This is a genomic window from Dyella sp. LX-66, from assembly GCF_018599165.1.
Classification (GTDB): domain Bacteria; phylum Pseudomonadota; class Gammaproteobacteria; order Xanthomonadales; family Rhodanobacteraceae; genus Dyella_D; species Dyella_D marensis.
This window is the reverse complement of the sequence record NZ_JAHFVJ010000002.1, coordinates 367,334-385,259: the sequence shown is the minus strand read 5'-3', so window position 1 is coordinate 385,259 and position 17,926 is coordinate 367,334. Positions and strand designations below refer to the sequence as shown.

Here is a 17,926-nt window from a genome sequence, read left to right as displayed (position 1 = left end):
CCACGGCACGTTGAAGCGCGCGTCACGTAAACGCTCCCCGGCCCGTGTCGACTCTGGTTAATCCGTTTACCGCAGACGCTCACTGCTCGTTCTAGTCGCGTCGCGAGCAGTTGCTCTGAGGCTATTTCTCTTTGGTTACTTTCTCTTTGAGCCAGCAAAGAGAAAGTGACTCGGGCGCCGGCAGGCGCCCGAAATGCCCGCTGCATAAGCGGCCAAATCGCGCTATCGCGACAATCGAACGTGGTCGCCACTGGATCCCGGCCTACGCCGGGATGACGAGCAAAACGGGATGACGAGCGTCAGCGGCGCGACAACGCTGCCGAAAGTACGTGCCACGCACGCAACTCAGCACCACCGAGATGAAAGCGAATCACCTCCCGCATCATCGCGCGCAGCGCCGACAAACCAGCCGCATCCGGCATCGAATCCGCCGCCAGCGCCAACAAATCACTCCCCCGCAACGCATGCGGAAGATCCGCCCGACACGCCGTAGGCCCGACCTCCACCCGATACCGATAATGGAGCCCCGGATCGACCGGCTCGCCCGACTCGCCCTCGTAATCGAGCTGCAAGCCATACCCAATCGCATCCAGCAGATCGCGCTCAAAGCGCCGCAGCGTCCACGCCAACGGCTCCCCACCCGCCATCCGCGCCAACGTCGCCGCATACGCCTGAAACAACTCCGGATGCGGATCCTGACGCCCAGTCAGCCGCACCACCAACTCATTGAGATAGAGCCCGGCAAGACCGGCATCGCCACCAAGCCGCTGCGGCGCCCCCGCATGCTCAGCCCCCTGCAAAGTCGCCAACTCGCCGCGCAGCAACAGATCCATCGCCAACGGCTGAAACGGCTCCAACTGCGACCGCTGCACCTTCGCGCGCTCGCGCCGCACGCCGCGCGCCACCACGCCAATCCGGCCGTGCTCCAGCGTCAGGCATTCCAGCAGCAGCGAAGTCTCCCGATAGGGCCGCGCATGGAGCACATAGGCGGGCTGCTGGAGGATCTGCATGCGTCAGGGGGCGGGAGCCAGCCCTGCCCCGCTACCCGTCAGTCGGTATAGCCGAACTTCTTGAGCATGTTCTCGTCGTCGACCCAGCCCTCGCGCACCTTCACCCACAGACGCAGGTAGACCTTGCGCTCGAACAGCTGCTCCATCTTGCGGCGCGCGGCCGAGCCGATCGCCTTGAGCTGCTGGCCGCCGTTGCCGATCACGATGGCCTTCTGGCCGTCGCGCTCCACCCAGATCACGGCATGGATTTCGGCCACGCCGTCCTCGCGGTCGTTGAACTGCTCGATCTCCACGGTGGTGGCGTACGGCAGTTCCTGGTCCAGGCGCAGCATGAGCTGTTCGCGCACCATCTCGGCGGCGAGGAAGCGCTCGCTGCGGTCGGTGATCTCGTCCTCGCCATACATCGGCGCGCGCACCGGCAGGCGCTTCAGGATGCCCTGCTCCAGCTCTTTCAGGCCTTTTTCCTTCAGCGCGCTGACGTAGTACACCTCGTCGAAGCTGTGCTGCTCCATCAGGCCGGCCACGAAGGGCAGCATGGCGGATTTGTCCTTGGCCAGGTCGACCTTGTTGATCGCCAGCAGGCGCGGGATCTTCTGCTCGGCCAGCGCCTCGTACAGGGCCTGGTCCTCGTCGGTCCAGCGGCCGGACTCGATCACCTGCACGGCGAGGTCCACTTCGCCGATCGCCGAGCGCGCCGCGCGGTTCAGGCTGCGGTTCATCGCGCGCTTGGCGCCGCGGTGCAGGCCGGGCGTGTCGACGTAGAGAATCTGCCCCGCCTCGTTGGTGGCGATGCCCAGGATGCGGTGCCGCGTGGTCTGCGGGCGCGGGCTGACGATGGACAGGCGGAAGCCGATCATCGCGTTGAGCAGGGTGGACTTGCCCACGTTGGGCCGGCCCAGCAGCGCTACCGCGCCGCAGCGGAAATCCTCGTGCGGCAGCTCGGCCGGCGCGAGGGATTCGAAATCTTGATCGTGGTCGCTCATGGTCTGGTTTCCTGCAATTGGCGCAGCACGGCCTCGGCCGCGTCCTGCTCGGCGGCGCGGCGGCTGCCGCCGCGGCCCTCCGCGCTGAGCGGCATGGGTTCGGCGATGGCGCAGGAGACGTCGAACGTCTTCGCGTGGTCTTCGCCGTAGCTGTCGGTCAGTTCGTAGTGCGGCAGCGGCCAGCCGCGGGCCTGCAGCCATTCCTGCAGGCGGGTCTTGGCGTCCTTGGACGAGCGCGGGATGGCCGCGACGCGCTCGGCGAACAGGCCCCGCACCACTTCGCGGCACTGGGCGAAATCGCTGTCCAGGTAGACGGCGGCCACCAGGGCCTCGAAGGCGTCGGCGAGGATGGAGTCGCGGCGGTAGCCGCCGCTCTTCAACTCGCCCGAGCCCAGTTTCAGCGCGTCGCCCAGTTCCAGCTCGCGCGCGATCAGCGCCAGCGCCTGGCCGTTCACCAGCTGCGCGCGCAGGCGCGACAGCTCGCCTTCGCTGGCGTTGGGATGCGCTTCGTACAGCAGTTCGGCGACCACCACGCCAAGCAGGGCGTCGCCGAGGAACTCCAGCCGCTCGTTATTCGGCTTGCCGGCGCTGCGATGGGTCAGGGCCAGTTGCGCCAGCGCCGGGTCGCGGAAACGGTAAGTCAGCTTGGCCAAAAAAACCTCAGTAACCGATGTTGCCCTGCAAAGGCACTGTCTTTTCGAAGTGCAGCAGGAAATCGATGTTGTACATAAAGGGAATACGCTTGTCGTACTCGATCTTCAGCAGCGCGGCGTTGTTGGCGCGCGAGATGGTGATGTCCTTGGGCTTGATGGTGGCGTCGTCCACGTACTGGAAGCCCAGCTTGAACATCAGGTCGCGGCGGATGTCGTCCAGCGTGCGGCCTTCGGTGCCGGCGGTGGCCACCTGGTTCATGGCCTTGCTCACGCCCATGAACTCGGCGTAGGACGGCACCAGCTTCATCGCCATGAAGCCGAAGAAGGCCACGACGATCAACACCACAAGAAACCCGATCAGGGTGATACCCGACTGCTTTGCTTTCATAGTCCCCTCGCTATGCCGACCGGCGGCGGCCCCGCTTGTATGGAAATGGTGCCACGTTGCCGGCCTGCCGGCATCGCGCAGGCGGATTCTGGCGCCACGGCGGGCCGGCGTCACGCCGCGCGACCCGACCGCTGTCACGCTTTGCTTAGTGAATCACACGGCCCATGCGCGAGAAGTCGACCCAGCCGGCATCCGGCCCCTTCACGCTCAGCCAGATCAGGAAGGCCTTGCCCGCCAGGTTCTGCTCCGGCATGCAGCCCCACCAGCGGCTGTCGGTGCTGTTGTAACGGTTGTCGCCCATCACCAGGTAGCAGCCCTGCGGGATCACCGACGGCACCTTGTCGTTGGGGATCGGCGGCGGGCGGTTGTAGGCCGGCATGCGCGCGGTGAGGTGGTTCACCACCGTGCCTTCCTCGGTGCGCAGGTGCTCGTTCCACACCGTCGCGCCCATTTCCAGCATCAGGCGGTCTTCTTCGCGCTTGGGGTTGCCCATGTAGGGGCCGACTTCCTCGGCCTCGACCGCCTGGCCGTTGATCAGCAGCTGGTCGCCCTGCATCTCGATGCGGTCGCCCGGCAGGCCGATCACGCGCTTGATCCAGTTCTGGTTCGGCACCGGCGCCTGCGGGTTGGCGCAGGTCTGGTCGCCGCTGCGCACCAGCTTGCCATCCACGCCGCACAGATAGCCCGGGAAGCGGAACACCACCACGTCGCCGCGCTTGGGCTCGCCCAGGGCCAGGAACTTGTTGTTGAAGGCCGGCATGCGCAGGCCATAGGCGAACTTGTTCACCAGGATGAAGTCGCCCACGTCCAGGGTCGGCATCATCGAACCCGACGGAATGCGGAACGGCTCGGCCACGAACGAGCGCAGCAGCAGCACCACCAGCACCACCGGGAACAGCGAGCGCGCCCAGTCCACCGCGACCGGGTCCTGCGGCTCCTGCCCGGCCGTCTCGGCCCTGGCCTTGCGCGACTTGTAGAACAGCAGGCGGTCCAGGCCCCAGACCACGCCGAACAGCACGGTCAGGGCAAGCAGAATCGCCGAAAAATCGAAATCCATGAGGGCTCCTTCAGAGCGTCAATCGCGGAGGGGTTCTCGCGGCCGGTGCACTGCGCCGGCGGTGTTGCGGTGGCCCCCTGTTCGTTCCATGTCCTGCCCGCGCCTTATTTGTCGACCTTGAGCACGGCGAGGAAGGCCTCCTGCGGAATCTCCACGCGGCCCACCTGCTTCATGCGCTTCTTGCCTTCCTTCTGCTTCTCCAGCAGCTTCTTCTTGCGGCTGACGTCGCCGCCGTAGCACTTGGCCAGAACGTTCTTGCGCAAGGCTTTCACGGTGGAGCGCGCGATGACCTGCGCGCCGATCGCCGCCTGGATCGCCACGTCGAACTGCTGGCGCGGGATCAGGTCCTTCATGCGCTCGACCAGGTCGCGGCCGCGGCGGTCGGCGTGGCTGCGGTGCACGATCAGCGACAACGCATCGACGCGGTCGCCGTTGATCAGCACGTCGGTGCGCACGAAAGGACCGGCCTCGAAGCGCTCGAAGTGGTAGTCCATCGAGGCGTAGCCGCGCGAGACCGACTTCAGGCGGTCGAAGAAATCCAGCACCACCTCGGCCAGCGGCAGCTCGTAGCTGATCTGCACCTGGGTGGCCAGGTACTGGATGGAGCGCTGGATGCCGCGCTTCTCCTCGCACAGCGTGATGATGTTGCCGATGTAGTCGGCCGGCGTAAGGATGTTGGCGAGGATGATCGGCTCGCGGATCTCTTCCACCTGCGGCGAGGCCGGCAGCTTGGCCGGGTTGTCCAGCAGCATCACCGAGCCGTCGTTCTTGAGGATCTCGTAGACCACGGTGGGCGCGGTGGTGACCAAGTCCAGGTCGTATTCGCGCTCCAGGCGCTCCTGCACGATTTCCATGTGCAGCATGCCAAGGAAGCCGCAGCGGAAGCCGAAGCCCATCGCCTCGGAGCTTTCCGGCTCGAAGAACAGCGCGGCGTCGTTGAGGCGCAGTTTTTCCAGCGCCTCGCGCAGCGCGGGGTAGTCGTCCGCCGCCACCGGGAACAGGCCGGCGAACACGCGCGGCTGCATGGTCTGGAAACCCGGCAGCGGCTTGTCGGCAGGCTTGCCGGCGTGGGTGAGCGTGTCGCCTACCGGCGCGCCGTGCACATCTTTGATCGAGGCGGTGATCCAGCCCACTTCGCCGGCGCCCAGGCGGTCCAGCTTCTTGCGCTTGGGCGTAAACACACCCACTTCGCTCACTTCATGCGTGCGGCCGGTGGACATCACCAGCAGCTTCTCGCCGGGGCGGATCTCGCCCTGCATCACGCGCACCAGCGAGACCACGCCGAGGTAGTTGTCGAACCAGGAGTCGATGATCAGCGCCTGCAGGCGGTCGGTGTCGCGCGGCTTCGGCGGCGGGATGCGCGCGACGATGGCCTCGAGCACTTCGATCACGTTCTGGCCGGTCTTGGCGCTGACCGCGACGGCGTCGTCGGCATCGATGCCGATGACCGCTTCGATCTCGCCCTTGACCTTGTCCGGGTCGGCGGTGGGCAGGTCGATCTTGTTGAGCACCGGCACCACTTCCAGGCCCATCTCCACCGCGGTGTAGCAGTTGGCGACGGACTGCGCCTCCACGCCCTGGGCGGCGTCGACCACCAGCAGCGCGCCTTCGCAGGCGGCCAGCGAGCGGCTCACTTCATAGGAGAAGTCGACGTGGCCGGGGGTGTCGATGAAATTCAGCTGGTAGGTCTTGCCGTCGCGCGCCTTGTACGGCAGCGACACGGACTGGGCCTTGATGGTGATGCCGCGCTCGCGCTCGATCGGATTGCTGTCGAGCACCTGGGCTTCCATCTCGCGCTCGGCCAGGCCGCCACAGATCTGGATGATGCGGTCGGCAAGCGTCGACTTGCCGTGGTCGATGTGGGCGATGATGGAGAAATTGCGGATCAGTTCCATGGAACACGCTGGCTGCGGTCACCGCCTGCGCGGAGCACAGGCAGCGTATCACCGGGATGGCGATACGAACCCGGCATTATCGCATGGAAAGCGCTTCGGCCGGGCGGCGGGGCCGGAATGCGGCGGGGCGGCCCGGAGGCCGCCCCGCCGTGGGTATCACCGGTCAGGAGATCACTCCTCCTCGCCGGCCTTGGGGATGGTCAGGCCGACGAAGCCGCTCTGGTCGCCATGGCGCACCAGCAGCAGCGCGGTATCGCCGGGCTTGAGCTCCTTGATGGCTTCGCGGAACGCCGCCGCAGTGCCGACCCGGCGCTGGTTGACCATCAGGATCACGTCGCCCGGTTGCAGCCCGGCGCGGGCTGCAACCGGACCGGTGACGTCGCTGATCAGCACGCCCTCGCCCGCCTTGAGGCCGAGCTGCTGGCGGGTGTCGCTGTCCAGGTCCTGCACGGCCAGGCCCAGCGCGGTGGAGCCGCCACCGGTGGCCGGCGCTTCCTTCCCCGCGGCGGCAGCGATGGCCTTGCCGTCGCGCTTCATCTCGCCGACGGTGACCGGCACGTCCTGCTTCTTGCCGTCGCGCAGGATGCTGAGGGTGGCCTTGCTGCCCGGAGTGGTCATGCCGACCAGCGGCGGCAGGTCGGCGGCCTGGGTGATCGGCTGGCCGTTGTAGCCGACGATGATGTCGCCGGGCTTGATGCCGGCCTTGTCCGCACCGCTGCCCGGATTGACCTGGGTCACCGCCGCGCCGGAATTGCTGCCGAGCTTGAGCGCCTTGGCGATGTCGTCGGTGATCGGCTGCATCATCACGCCGAGCTGGCCGCGGGTGACGTAGCCCTTTTCCTTGATCTGCTTGACCACGTTCATGGCCACGTCGATCGGGATCGAGAACGCCACGCCCAGATAGCCGCCGGTGTTGGAATAGATTTGCGAATTCACGCCGACCACCCGGCCCTGCAGGTCGAACAGCGGGCCGCCGGAATTGCCGCGGTTGATCGGCACGTCGGTCTGGATGAACGAGGTGTAGGGCTGGTCCTGGCTGCCCAGGTTGCGGCCCACGGCGCTGACGATGCCCTGAGTCACGGTGTAATCGAAGCCGAACGGCGAGCCGATCGCCAGCACCCACTGGCCGGGCTTGAGGCTGCGCGAATCGCCGATGCTCACCGCGGGCAGGCTGCCGCCGGCGTCGACTTTCAACAGGGCGATGTCGTACTGCGGGTCGCTGCCGATCACCTTGGCGGTGAGGGTGCGGCGGTCCTGCAGGCGCACGGTGACCTGGTCGGCGTCGTCCACCACGTGGGTATTGGTCAGGATGTAGCCGTCGCTGGAAATGATGAAGCCCGAGCCGAGCGAGGTGCGCTGCTGTTCTTCCGGCGACGGCACCATCGGCATGCCGAAGAAGCGGCGGAAGATGTCCAGCTGCGGATCGTCCGGCGGCACCGCGCCGCGGCCGCGCGCCTGCGGCGCCGCCTTGCGCGCGCTCTTGCCGCTGTACTTGGCTTCGACGTGGACCACGGCCGGGGCGTTCTTCTGCACGATGCCGGTGAAGTCCGGCAGGCTGGCCGCGGGGGCCGGCGAGGGACTCGCGGCCTGGGCCTGCGCTCCGCTCGCCACGGCAAGCGACACCAGCGCGCAGCTCAGTGCGCGACGCAGGTTCGTTCGACTCATGTGTTCCTCCTTTCCAAGATGTGGGAATCGGGCCGGACGCGGAGCGCGCCCGTGCAACGTCCGGCCACTGGGGGCCGGACGGACATCACTGCATGGGGGACAACAAGGCGTGCAGGCCGGACGGGCATGCACGCAAACCGCGCTTACTGCGCCTGCGGTTCCTGCGCGGGCTGCGCCTGAGGTATCCGCTGCTGCACCTGCGGGGCGAGCAGCAGGTAGCTGCCGTCGCCGTTGTTGATCGCGCGGTAGCGATCCAGCTGGTACGGGTTCTGGCGGTTGCGCGAGTACAGGAAGGTGGCGCCGTCGTCGCCGCCGACCGTGGCCGAGGCCTGCTGGGTCAGCGCCGAAGGCAGGCCGGCGTAGTTGTTGAGCCATTCCGGCGCGGCGGCCGGCACGTCGGTGCGGGCGGTCGCCGTGGCGGCGGACTGCGTCACGGCGGCACGCCGACCACCGGCGGTGGCGACGCGCGGCGTGGCGTTGTCGCTGCCGGGGCCGACCGGCTGGGTGACCATGAGGGCGGCGACGGCGACCGTCGCGGCGATGGCGCCGCCGGCGGACCAGCGCAGCCAGTGGCGGCGCCTGCCGCTGCCGACCACGACCGTTTCCTGCTCGATCGCCACCAGCACGCGCGCCGAGAAACCGGCGGAAGCGAGCGGCGGCAACTGGTGGCGCAGGCCGTCGCGCGCCACGTGATAGCGCGACCAGGCTTGCTGCAGGGCAGCGTCGTGGTCGAGCCGGCGCAGCAGGAAGCGCAGTTCCTCCTGGGTCAGTTCGCCGTCGATGCCGGCAGACAAGTTTTCGCGATGGTTGTCAGTCATGTCAGGTCCTCACGGTCCGACAGCAGGGGCCGCAGTTTCTCGTCGATTGCTTCGCGTGCCCGGAAGATACGCGAACGCACCGTACCGATCGGGCAGCCCATCGCCTCGGCGATTTCTTCGTAGCTCAGGCCGTCCACCTCGCGTAGCGTGATAGCGGTCCGCAGCTCTTCGGGCAGCGCTTGGACAGTGGAAAAAACCGTTTGTTCAATTTCCTGGCGCAGGAGTTCGCGCTCGGGCGTGGCGGTTTCCTGCATCCGGTCGGAACCGGGCACGAAGACCGCATCGTCCACCGAGATGTCGTCGGCCGGCGGACGCCGCCCCAGGGCCACCAGGTGGTTCTTCGCCGTATTCACGGCGATCTTGTACATCCAGGTATAGAAAGCGCTCTCGCCGCGGAACGAGCCGATTGCGCGCCAGGCGCGCACGAACGCCTCCTGGGCCACGTCCTCGCACTCGGCGTAGTTGTTCACGTAGCGGGAAATCAACGCGATGACCTTGTGCTGGTACTTGCGCACCAGCAGGTCAAAGGCCCGCTTGTCCCCTTTTTGGACCCGCTCGACCAGGGCGCTGTCCAGTTCGTTTTCGCCCATCCGGGCCGTCTCCTTCTGACTACCGCTGCCACCGCTTGGAGGGATTCCGCCGGCTCGGGACGGTTCGCTAGGACAAGAAACATGCCGCCGAGTTCAGCGCCCCGTGCAGAAAGGCATCCGCCCCGGCCGGCTCCGGCGCCATCGTACCCAACGCGACTGGCATCCCGGCGGCCGACCGCCCTGCTGCAGATATAGGGACGCGCCACGGCCAGGCAAGCGGCAATCGCCTCACTCCTCGCCGGCATCCGCCGTGGCCAGCAGGCGCTGGCGTTCGTGCAGCAGCTTTTCGAAGGCCGGCGTCGGCAGCGGGCGGCAGAACAGATAGCCCTGCAGTTCGTCACAGCGGTTGGCGCGCAGGAAATGCAGGTGCTGCTCGATCTCCACGCCCTCGGCCACCACGCCGCGCTTCAGGCGATGGGCCATTTCGATGGTGGCGCGCACGATCGCCTCGTCGTCCGGGTCCACGCCGATATTGCGCACGAAGCTCTGGTCGATCTTGATGCGGTCGGCCGGCAGCTTGCGCAGGTAGTCCAGCGAGGCAGCGCCGGTGCCGAAGTCGTCGATGGCGATGCGGCAGCCCAGCTTGTGCAGGCCGTGCAGGTTCTCCACCAGGTTGGGGGCGGCCTTGATGCTGATGCTCTCGGTCACCTCCATTTCCAGCAGGCCCGGATCCAGCCCGCTCTCCTGCAGCGCCGAGGCCACGATGTCGAGCAGGTTCGGCTGCATCAGCTGCACCGCCGAGAGATTCACGCCCAGGCGCAGCCGCAGGCCGAACTTGCGCTCCCACTCCTGCGCCTGCTTGCAGGCGGTGCGCAGCACCCATTCGCCGATCGAGACGATCAGGCCGGTTTCCTCGGCCAGCGGGATGAAGAAGCCGGGGCCGATGAAGCCCAGCTCCGGATGCTCCCAGCGCACCAGCGCCTCCATGCCGACGATGTCCTCGCTGGCCGCGTCAACCTGCGGCTGGTAGAAGACGCGCAGCTCGCCATTGTGTTCGGCGTGGCGCAGGCCGGATTTCAGCGCCATGTTCTGCTGCTGCGCCTGCTCGGCGCTGATCTCGTAAATCTGGTAGTTGTTGCGGCCCAGGCTCTTGGCCGCGTACATCGCCTCGTCGGCGTGCTTGAGCAGGGTCTCGGCGTCGGGCGCGTCGTCCGGGAAGAAGCTGACGCCGATCGAGGCGGTGACCTGCAGCTCGGTGCCGTCGTCGATGCGGAACGGCGCTTCCATCACCTGCACGATCTTCTCGGCGACGCGCAGCACGTCCTCGCTCTTCACGATATGCCGCAGGATCACCACGAACTCGTCGCCCGCGTAGCGCGCCACCGTGTCCGACGCGCGCACGCTGGTGCGCAGGCGCTGGGTGGTGGTGATCAGCACCTGGTCGCCCACCGCGTGGCCGAGGGTGTCGTTGATGGTCTTGAAGCGGTCCAGGTCGACAAACAGCATGGCGAAGCATTCGCCGGTGCGGTTGGCCTCGCGGATGATGGTGTCGAGGCGGTCGTTGAACAGCAGGCGGTTGGGCAGGCCGGTGAGCGCGTCCAGCAGGCCTTCGGCGCGGCCCTGCTCGCGGGTGCGGCGCAGCTCCAGCGCATGGGCGAAGCGCGCCGCCGCGCAGCGCAGCACCGGCTCCACGATGGCCAGCTCGCCGAACGGCTGGCGCGTGCCGGCCAGCAGCGCGCCGAGCACGCTGTGGCGTTCGTCCAGCAAGGGCAGGCCGGCGAAGCCGCTCAAATCGAGCTGTTCCAGCAGCGGATCCATCGCTGCCAGGCGGCGCGCACCGCCGGGATGCAGCATCGGCTGCCCGGACAGCACCAGGCGCAGCGAACTCTGCAGCTGCGGGCTGGGCCAGAGCTGCTCCTCGCCGCTCCAGCACTGCGCCAGCTGCAGCGGCGCGCCGCCGTCTTCCGGGCGCGCCGACCAGATCGCCAGATAGTCCAGGCCCATGTCCTCGAACAGCATCTGCGCCGCGGTGGCGATGCTGTCGTCGGCACTGCTGCTGGCGAACAGGCGCGCCAGCATGGCCAGCGCCACTTCGGCACGCGCGCCGGCGCGGTCGCTGCGGAAGACGAAGGCCACGGCGTCGCGGCCGGCATGGCGGATCTGCCGCGCACTGGCCTCGCCGCTGTCCTCGCCCTGGCGCGAGCGGCGCCGGCAGGGATGCCAGCGGCGCGAATCGTCGGCCAGCGCCTGCTCCGGCGCCAGGCCCTGGAACTGCAGCAGCTCGGCCAGCGGCTGGCCGACCAGGCGCTCGCCGGACAGGCCGCTGCGGCGCAGCAGCGCGGGGCTGACTTCGAGCAGGCGGCCGCGCTCGGCATCGACGATCAGCCACTCGCTGTCCACTTCGTCGAAAGCGAAACGGTAGTCGCCGCCGCCGTGCGCCACCTCGCCCTGCGCGGAAGCCGGCAGGATCGCGCCGGTGCGCTGCAGGCGCAGCCAGCGCGCGATCAGCTCGCTGTCGATCTGCGCGGCATACAGCCAGTCGGACACCCCGGCCGGCAGCTGGGCCGGCTTGATCGCCGCGCCCTCGGTCAGCACCACGATCACCGGTGCCTCGGCGCAGGCCGGCAGGCGGCGCAGCTGTTCCACCGAGGCCAGCGCGTCGCGCGCATCGCCCTCCAGCACCATCACCACCAGGGCCAGCTTGGGGCGGCCTTCGAGCAGGATGCCGGCATGGGTGGTGTCGCGCGCGGAATGCACGGCGAGGTGGCCGTCGCGGTCCAGCGCGTCGAACACGGCGCGGCGCAGCTCGCGCTGTGCCGCCACCACCATGATGCCGCCGGGGGCGGACACGACCGCGTTCAAAGCAGCCACCGGCCGTCGCGCAGGCGCGGCCGGAGCGCAGGCTTGACCTGGCAGCTGAGCCGCACGATCACGTCGCTCAGTCCTTCCACCAGCGATTCGGGGGCATCGAGCAGCACCACCCGGCGCACGTGGCCGGTGGGCGTGCGCGCCAGCTGGCGCAGCAGGGCCACGTCCGGCGCGGCCAGCGGCAACGGCAGCCGGCGCAATAAGTAAATGCCGAAGTGATTGCTCTGCTGGATATAACGGAGCACCTGGCTGAGCCGCGCATGCGGCGCCTTGTCGGCGTGCTCCTCGCGCAGGTTGCCCAGGCCTTCCTCCGGACTCCACAGATAGATGGCCTGGCCGGTGCGGCGGACCAGGCTGCGGAACTGCCCGATCAGGGCGTCGCCATCGGCGTCTTCCAGCGAGACCAGGCAGCCGCGCGCGCCCAGGATGCGCTCGAGGATATCGGCACCTGGCTGGACGGCTGGGGCGGCAATGGAGGTGTTCATTGGGCAGGTAAGTTACGCGGTCCGCGGGGCTACGCCTAGCGCCCGAAACAGCCTCCGCGCATTCGCCGGCGGGTTTCTTGCGTCAGCGCACAGGCCGGTCTTTTACGCGACTTTCATGGACTTGCGTGCCTCCCCGGGCCATCTCGCAATCCACGCTACGGCAGGGTATGGTGCCTGCCTTTCCATGCTGGACCTGACTCATGTTCGAAGGACTGCGCTTCAACCACTGGAAGACGAGCCTGGACGACAGCGGCATCGTCACCCTGACGCTCGACCGCGCCAACAGCAGCGTCAACGCGCTCTCGCGCGAGGTGCTGGACGAGCTCGGCCAGATCGTGGAGCGCCTGTCCATCGAGAAGCCCGCCGGCGTGCTGATCCACTCGGCCAAGCCGGGCGGCTTCGCGGTGGGCGCGGACATCAAGGAATTCGTCGAGTACGCCAAAGCAGGCACGGTGCTGCAGAACATCGAGAACGGCCAGCGCGTGTTCGAGTCGCTGGCCCGCCTGCCCTGCCCCACGGTCGCCGCCATCCACGGCGCCTGCATGGGCGGCGGCACGGAGCTGGTGCTGGCCTGCCGCCAGCGCATCGCGGCGGATGACGAGAAAACCAAAATCGGCCTGCCCGAAGTGATGCTCGGCATCCACCCCGGCTGGGGCGGCACGGCGCGGCTGCCGCGCCTAATCGGCGCGCTCGACGCTCTGCCGGTGATGCTGACCGGCAGGGCGCTGTCGGCCAAGCGTGCCGCCGCGCTCGGCGTGGTCGACCGCCTGGCGCCCGCCGGCGAACTGCTGGCCGAAGCGCGCGCCCTGCTGCGCCGCCCGCACGTGCGCCCCGCCGCGCAGCGGCTGAAGGCCTGGGCCACCAATACGTGGCCGGCGCGGCAGATTCTGGCGCCGATGGTGCTGAAGCAGACCGCGGCCAAGGTGCGCAAGGAGCACTACCCCGCCCCGTTCGCGCTCATCAACGTATGGCAGCGCGGCGGCTCCAGCATCCAGCAGCGGCTGAAGCTGGAGGCGCGCTCGGTGGCCAAGCTGGCGCAGACCAGCACCGCGCGCAACCTGATCCGCATCTTCCTGCTGCAGGAACGCCTGAAGGGCCAGGGTGCCGGCGCCGAGCACGGCATCGAGCACGTGCACGTGGTGGGCGCCGGCGTGATGGGCGGCGATATCGCGGCCTGGGCGGCCTTCAAGGGTTTCCAGGTGACCTTGCAGGACCGCGAGATGAAGTTCATCCAGCCCGCGCTGGACCGCGCGCGCGCGCTGTACGAGAAGAAGCTGAAGACGCCGGAGAAGGTCGAAGAAGTGACGCGCCGCCTGCGCGCCGACGTCGAAGGCAAGGGCGTGGCCGCGGCGGATCTCGCGATCGAGGCGATCTTCGAGAACGCCGAGGCGAAGAAGGCGCTGTACGCCACCATCGAGCCGCAGTTCCAGGCGGACGAGATCCTTGCCACCAATACCTCGAGCATTCCGCTGGACGAACTGCGCCAGGGCCTGCGCGCGCCGCAGCGTTTCCTGGGCCTGCATTTCTTCAATCCGGTGGCGCAGATGCCGCTGGTGGAAGTGGTGCGCCACGACGGCCTCGACCCCGCGGTCGAGAAGCGCGCGCTGGCCTTCTGCAAGGCGATCGGCAAGCTGCCGGTGGCGGTGAAGGGTACGCCGGGCTTCCTGGTCAACCGCATCCTGATGCCTTACCTGCTCGAAGCGATCCGCCTGTACAACGAGGGAGTGCCCGGCCCCGTGCTGGACAAGGAAGCGAAGAAGTTCGGCATGCCGATGGGGCCGATCGAACTGGCCGACACCGTAGGCCTGGACGTGTGCGCCTCCGTCGGCAAGGAGCTGGCGCCCTTCCTCGGCCTGGAACTGCCGCCCGGCATCGAGGACAAGCTCGCCGCCGGCAAGCGCGGCAAGAAGGACGGCCAGGGTTTCTACGTGTGGCAGGAAGGCAAGCCGCAGAAGCCGGAAGTGGATCCCGACTACGCCGCGCCCGCCGACCTGCAGGAGCGCATGCTGCTGCCGATGGTCAACGAGGCCGTGGCCTGTCTCGCCGACGGCGTGGTGGACGATGCCGACCTGCTCGATGCCGGCGTGATCTTCGGCACCGGCTTCGCACCGTTCCGCGGCGGCCCGATCCAGTATGTGCGCAGCGAAGGCGCCAGCGTGGTCAAGGGCAAGCTGGAACGGCTGGCGCAGCGGCATGGCGAGCGCTTTGCACCGAAGCAGGGTTGGGACTTGCCGATCCTGGCGCAGCCGCCGGAAGCCTGAAACGAAAAAAGCGTGCGATAAAAAAGGCCGGCATCAGCGCCGGCCTTTTTTGTGGGTCACGCTTGCCTCGCGCTTACCAGACCAGGTCGTCCGGCACGCCGTCCTCACCCACCCCGTCCGTGCCCGGCTCCGGCAGCAGCGCCAGCAAATGCGCATCGATCTCGCGTACCTGTTCGGCGATGGCGCGGCTCACCACCAGGTAATGGCCGCCCTGCTGCACCACGCCCAGTTCGCCCGCATTGAGCGCGGCCAGCTGCGCCTGGTCGACGTAGACGCGGCGGATCTTGCCGCCATATTCGAAGTGGCGCGCATGCTCGGCGTCCTTCCTGTTCAGTGCCTGGCCTTGCAGCAGCAGCTGGACCTTCTGCTTGCGCTCGCGCTTGAGCCGCGCCTCCTCGGCCGCGGCCTGCTCGGCTTGCCGGCGCTCGGTGCTTTCGGCCTGCTTGCGGATCGCATAAGCCTTGGCCAGGTCGATCTCGCCGTCGCGCGGCGGACGCGCGGACGCTTGCTGGGGCTTGCCGCCCTGCTTCGCCGGTGAGTTGCCGGGCTTGCCGCCTTGCTTGTGGAACGGCTTGTGCGCCGGCTTGCCGGCGGGCGGCTGCGATGCGCGCTTCTCGTCGCGCACCTGTTTGACGATGCCGCTCTTGAGCAGCTGATCGCGCAGGGAATCGGCCATGATCGATAAACCTGTCTTGCGTGTGGATCGGAACGTGGGACTAGCGAAACATCAGTAATGCGGCGGCGGCGGCTCGCTGTGCGGGTCGTGCGACTGCGAGCTGCGCAGTGCCAGCAGCTCGTCGCGCAGGTCGCGCAGGATCTGCTCCAGCTTGAGGATGCGCTGCGCCTGCTCGGTCTCGGTGGCGACCAGGGCGTTCACCGTGTCGTCGAGAAAGGTCAGGCGCACTTCCAGTTCGGTGAGGCGTTGTTCGAGCGATACCGACACGTCACACCCTCAGGCTGCGGCCGCGGCCGATGCCGTAATAGGCCAGGCCGGCTTCCTCGACCGCGGACGGGTCGTACAGATTGCGGCCGTCGAAAATGGCCGGGCTCTTGAGCGCGGCGCGGATGCGCGCGAAATCCGGACTGCGGAACGCCTTCCACTCGGTGACGATGGCCAGCACGTCCGCGCCTTCCAGCGCCTGGTAGGCGCTGTCGCACAGCACCAGGTCCGCGCGGTCGCCGTAGATGCGATGGGTTTCCTCGCGCGCCTCCGGGTCGAACGCGCGCACGCTAGCGCCGGCTTCCCACAGCGCTTCCATTACGCGGCGGCTCGAGGCCTCGCGCATGTCGTCGGTGTTCGGCTTGAAGGCCAGGCCCCACAGCGCGATGGTGCGGCCCTTGAGGTCGCCGTCGAAATGGCGCGAGACCAGCTCGAACAGCTTGCCTTTCTGGTCGTGGTTCACCGACTCCACCGCGGCGAGCAGGCGCGCCGGGTAGCCGACGCTGCGCGCGGTGCGTTCCAGCGCCTGCACGTCCTTGGGGAAGCAGGAGCCGCCGTAGCCGGCGCCGGGATAGATGAAGTGATAGCCGATGCGCGGATCCGAGCCGATGCCCTGGCGCACCAGTTCCACGTCGGCGCCGACGCGCTCGGCGATGTTGGCGATCTCGTTCATGAAGCTGATCTTGGTCGCCAGCATGGCGTTCGCGGCGTACTTGGTCAGCTCGGCGGAGCGCTCGTCCATCACCACCGTGCGGTCGTGGTTGCGGTTGAACGGCGCGTACAGCTTGCGCAGCACGCCCACCGCGCGCTCGCTGGAGCTGCCGATGATGATGCGGTCCGGGCGCAGGCAGTCTTCGACCGCGTCGCCTTCTTTCAGGAATTCCGGGTTGGAAACCACGTCGACATCGACCTGGACGCCGCGCGCCGACAACTCGGCGGCCACCGCCTTGTGCACGCGGTCGGCGGTACCCACCGGCACGGTGGACTTGTTCACCACCACCGCGTAGCGGTCCAGGTGCTGGCCGATGGTGCGCGCCACGCCGAGCACGTAGGTGAGGTCGGCGCTGCCGTCCTCGTCCGGCGGCGTGCCGACGGCGATGAAGAGCACCTGGCCGTGCGCGATGGCGGGCGCGGCGTCGGTGGTGAAATCCAGCTGGCCGCTGGCGTGGTTGCGCTTGACGATGGGTTCCAGGCCCGGCTCGTAGATGGGGATCTCGCCGCGCTTCAGGCGCTCGACCTTGGCCGCGTCGATATCCACGCAGACCACGTGGTTGCCCATCTCGGCCAGGCAGGCGCCGGTGACCAGGCCCACGTAACCGGTGCCGAAAATGGTGACTTTCATCGTATGCAGGGTTCCGCGATGCGTTAGACCGCAGATTCTAGCAGGGGCTCCTGCCGCATCGGGCTTTCAGCTTTTCCGAAATCCATGCCGGAAAAAGCCACGGGGCGCGAATCGCTTCGCGCCCCGTGCCTGATCTGCTGCGAACAGCTGACGCTTACTTCGCGCCGCCCTGGTCGCCAGCGGCGCCGGCCGGCGTCGGGCCGGTCTTCACCAGGGTCACGTCGAAGATGATCGTCGAGTTCGGCGGGAAGCCGTTCTGCGGCTGCGCGCCATAGGCGATGTTCGACGGGATGAACAGCTTGTAGTGGCCGCCCACCTGCATCAGCTGCAGGCCTTCGCGGAAGCCCGGGATCACGCCGGAGAGCGGGATCGTGGCCGGACCGGTGGCGCCCTCGTGCTTGGACGAATCGTCGAACGCTTCGCCATTGACGAAGCTGCCGACGTAGTTGATCTGCACGGTGTCGTTCGGACCCGGGCGGGCGCCGGTGCCCTGGCTGATCACCTGGTACTGCAGGCCCGAGGCGGTGGTCTTCACGCCGGCAGCCGACTTGTTCTTGGCCAGGAAGGCGTCGCCGTCGGCCTTGTTCTTGGCGGCAACCTTCTCGTATTCGGCCTTGGCCTTGGTCTGCAGATTGGCGACGAACGCGTCGCGCACCTGCTTCGCTTCAGCCTCGCTCATGGTCGGCTTCTGGCCGGACAGGGCGGACTGCACAGCGCGGGCCACGGTGGCCGGATCCACTTCCTCGCGCACGAGCGGAGGCAGCTGGCTGGCCAGGTCCCAGCCGACCACATAGCTGGCCTTGGTCTTGTCGACCGCGCCGGCCGCCGGAGCGGCGGTCTTGGCGGCCTGGGCGTGCGCGCCGGCGGTGAGGCCCAGCGCAACCGCCAGGGCGGCGGCCGTCAGCGTGGGACGCAAGAATTGCTTCATTTGAAACTCCCTCGTTTTTGGATGTCCCGGTGCTCACCGGACGGGCCTCCCGGATGGAGGCAGCGCCACGCATTGTGAGGCGCCTTATCGGTCTTAGCAACGA

16 protein-coding genes are annotated in these 17,926 nt (G+C 68.0%); 1 reads left to right on the top strand and 15 read right to left on the bottom strand.

Features of this window, described 5'->3' with window-relative positions:
- Positions 1–299 precede the first annotated feature (299 nt).
- From recO to KK141_RS05285, 11 genes are all read right to left on the bottom strand, one after another.
- On the bottom strand, positions 300–1,010 hold the full coding sequence (gene recO / locus KK141_RS05335) for a DNA repair protein RecO (protein WP_214570345.1): 711 nt from the start codon (positions 1,008–1,010) through the stop codon (positions 300–302).
- 38 nt (positions 1,011–1,048) lie between these two features.
- Complete coding sequence (era, locus tag KK141_RS05330; protein WP_214570346.1) at positions 1,049–1,993, bottom strand: GTPase Era; 945 nt, start codon at positions 1,991–1,993, stop codon at positions 1,049–1,051.
- Positions 1,990–2,646, bottom strand: coding sequence for a ribonuclease III (rnc, locus tag KK141_RS05325; RefSeq protein WP_214570347.1), 657 nt, complete (start codon positions 2,644–2,646; stop codon positions 1,990–1,992). Before rnc ends, era begins: the two co-directional genes overlap by 4 nt.
- 7 nt (positions 2,647–2,653) lie before the next feature.
- Positions 2,654–3,034, bottom strand: coding sequence for a DUF4845 domain-containing protein (locus tag KK141_RS05320; RefSeq protein ID WP_214570348.1), 381 nt, complete (start codon positions 3,032–3,034; stop codon positions 2,654–2,656).
- A gap of 145 nt (positions 3,035–3,179) precedes the next feature.
- A complete protein-coding gene (lepB, locus tag KK141_RS05315) occupies positions 3,180–4,091 on the bottom strand; it encodes a signal peptidase I (protein ID WP_214570349.1) in 912 nt (303 codons plus the stop codon).
- Positions 4,092–4,195: 104 nt separating this feature from the next.
- A complete protein-coding gene (lepA, locus tag KK141_RS05310; protein WP_214570350.1) occupies positions 4,196–5,986 on the bottom strand; it encodes a translation elongation factor 4 in 1,791 nt (596 codons plus the stop codon).
- A 171-nt stretch (positions 5,987–6,157) separates the two neighbouring features.
- Entirely contained in the window at positions 6,158–7,651 is a 1,494-nt protein-coding gene (locus KK141_RS05305; protein WP_214570351.1) for a DegQ family serine endoprotease, read from the bottom strand.
- A gap of 143 nt (positions 7,652–7,794) precedes the next feature.
- Entirely contained in the window at positions 7,795–8,469 is a 675-nt protein-coding gene (locus KK141_RS23060) for a sigma-E factor negative regulatory protein (protein ID WP_214570352.1), read from the bottom strand.
- Positions 8,466–9,059, bottom strand: coding sequence for an RNA polymerase sigma factor RpoE (gene rpoE, locus KK141_RS05295; protein WP_214570353.1), 594 nt, complete (start codon positions 9,057–9,059; stop codon positions 8,466–8,468). The genes KK141_RS23060 and rpoE overlap by 4 nt, the downstream gene beginning before the upstream one ends.
- A gap of 228 nt (positions 9,060–9,287) precedes the next feature.
- A complete protein-coding gene (locus KK141_RS05290) occupies positions 9,288–11,828 on the bottom strand; it encodes an EAL domain-containing protein (RefSeq protein ID WP_214570449.1) in 2,541 nt (846 codons plus the stop codon).
- A gap of 29 nt (positions 11,829–11,857) precedes the next feature.
- Complete coding sequence (locus tag KK141_RS05285) at positions 11,858–12,352, bottom strand: hypothetical protein (RefSeq protein ID WP_167255500.1); 495 nt, start codon at positions 12,350–12,352, stop codon at positions 11,858–11,860.
- A gap of 200 nt (positions 12,353–12,552) precedes the next feature.
- Here KK141_RS05285 and KK141_RS05280 point away from each other — a divergent pair, with 200 nt between their 5' ends.
- Positions 12,553–14,613 (top strand): 3-hydroxyacyl-CoA dehydrogenase NAD-binding domain-containing protein, encoded by a 2,061-nt coding sequence (locus KK141_RS05280; RefSeq protein WP_214570354.1) that lies wholly within the window; start codon positions 12,553–12,555, stop codon positions 14,611–14,613.
- A 73-nt stretch (positions 14,614–14,686) separates the two neighbouring features.
- Here KK141_RS05280 and KK141_RS05275 read toward each other — a convergent pair whose 3' ends face one another.
- The 4 genes from KK141_RS05275 to KK141_RS05260 form a co-directional block, all read right to left on the bottom strand.
- The gene (locus KK141_RS05275; RefSeq protein ID WP_214570355.1) at positions 14,687–15,289 is read right to left on the bottom strand and encodes a DUF2058 family protein; all 603 of its coding nucleotides are present in this window, start codon (positions 15,287–15,289) and stop codon (positions 14,687–14,689) included.
- Positions 15,290–15,340: 51 nt separating this feature from the next.
- Positions 15,341–15,556 (bottom strand): SlyX family protein, encoded by a 216-nt coding sequence (locus KK141_RS05270; RefSeq protein WP_167255506.1) that lies wholly within the window; start codon positions 15,554–15,556, stop codon positions 15,341–15,343.
- A 1-nt stretch (position 15,557) separates the two neighbouring features.
- Complete coding sequence (locus KK141_RS05265; protein ID WP_214570356.1) at positions 15,558–16,895, bottom strand: UDP-glucose/GDP-mannose dehydrogenase family protein; 1,338 nt, start codon at positions 16,893–16,895, stop codon at positions 15,558–15,560.
- A 154-nt stretch (positions 16,896–17,049) separates the two neighbouring features.
- A complete protein-coding gene (locus KK141_RS05260; protein WP_214570357.1) occupies positions 17,050–17,823 on the bottom strand; it encodes an FKBP-type peptidyl-prolyl cis-trans isomerase in 774 nt (257 codons plus the stop codon).
- Positions 17,824–17,926: the final 103 nt, after the last annotated feature.

Coding starts and splice junctions, on each gene's coding strand:
- recO (WP_214570345.1), bottom strand. CDS start 1,010: ATGCAGATCCTCCAGCAGCCCGCCTATGTGCTCCATGCGCGGCCCTAT.
- KK141_RS05280 (WP_214570354.1), top strand. CDS start 12,553: ATGTTCGAAGGACTGCGCTTCAACCACTGGAAGACGAGCCTGGACGAC.
- KK141_RS23060 (WP_214570352.1), bottom strand. CDS start 8,469: ATGACTGACAACCATCGCGAAAACTTGTCTGCCGGCATCGACGGCGAA.
- KK141_RS05285 (WP_167255500.1), bottom strand. CDS start 12,352: ATGAACACCTCCATTGCCGCCCCAGCCGTCCAGCCAGGTGCCGATATC.
- KK141_RS05305 (WP_214570351.1), bottom strand. CDS start 7,651: ATGAGTCGAACGAACCTGCGTCGCGCACTGAGCTGCGCGCTGGTGTCG.
- KK141_RS05265 (WP_214570356.1), bottom strand. CDS start 16,895: ATGAAAGTCACCATTTTCGGCACCGGTTACGTGGGCCTGGTCACCGGC.
- era (WP_214570346.1), bottom strand. CDS start 1,993: ATGAGCGACCACGATCAAGATTTCGAATCCCTCGCGCCGGCCGAGCTG.
- KK141_RS05260 (WP_214570357.1), bottom strand. CDS start 17,823: ATGAAGCAATTCTTGCGTCCCACGCTGACGGCCGCCGCCCTGGCGGTT.
- KK141_RS05320 (WP_214570348.1), bottom strand. CDS start 3,034: ATGAAAGCAAAGCAGTCGGGTATCACCCTGATCGGGTTTCTTGTGGTG.
- lepA (WP_214570350.1), bottom strand. CDS start 5,986: ATGGAACTGATCCGCAATTTCTCCATCATCGCCCACATCGACCACGGC.
- KK141_RS05290 (WP_214570449.1), bottom strand. CDS start 11,828: ATGGTGGTGGCGGCACAGCGCGAGCTGCGCCGCGCCGTGTTCGACGCG.
- lepB (WP_214570349.1), bottom strand. CDS start 4,091: ATGGATTTCGATTTTTCGGCGATTCTGCTTGCCCTGACCGTGCTGTTC.
- rpoE (WP_214570353.1), bottom strand. CDS start 9,059: ATGGGCGAAAACGAACTGGACAGCGCCCTGGTCGAGCGGGTCCAAAAA.
- KK141_RS05275 (WP_214570355.1), bottom strand. CDS start 15,289: ATGGCCGATTCCCTGCGCGATCAGCTGCTCAAGAGCGGCATCGTCAAA.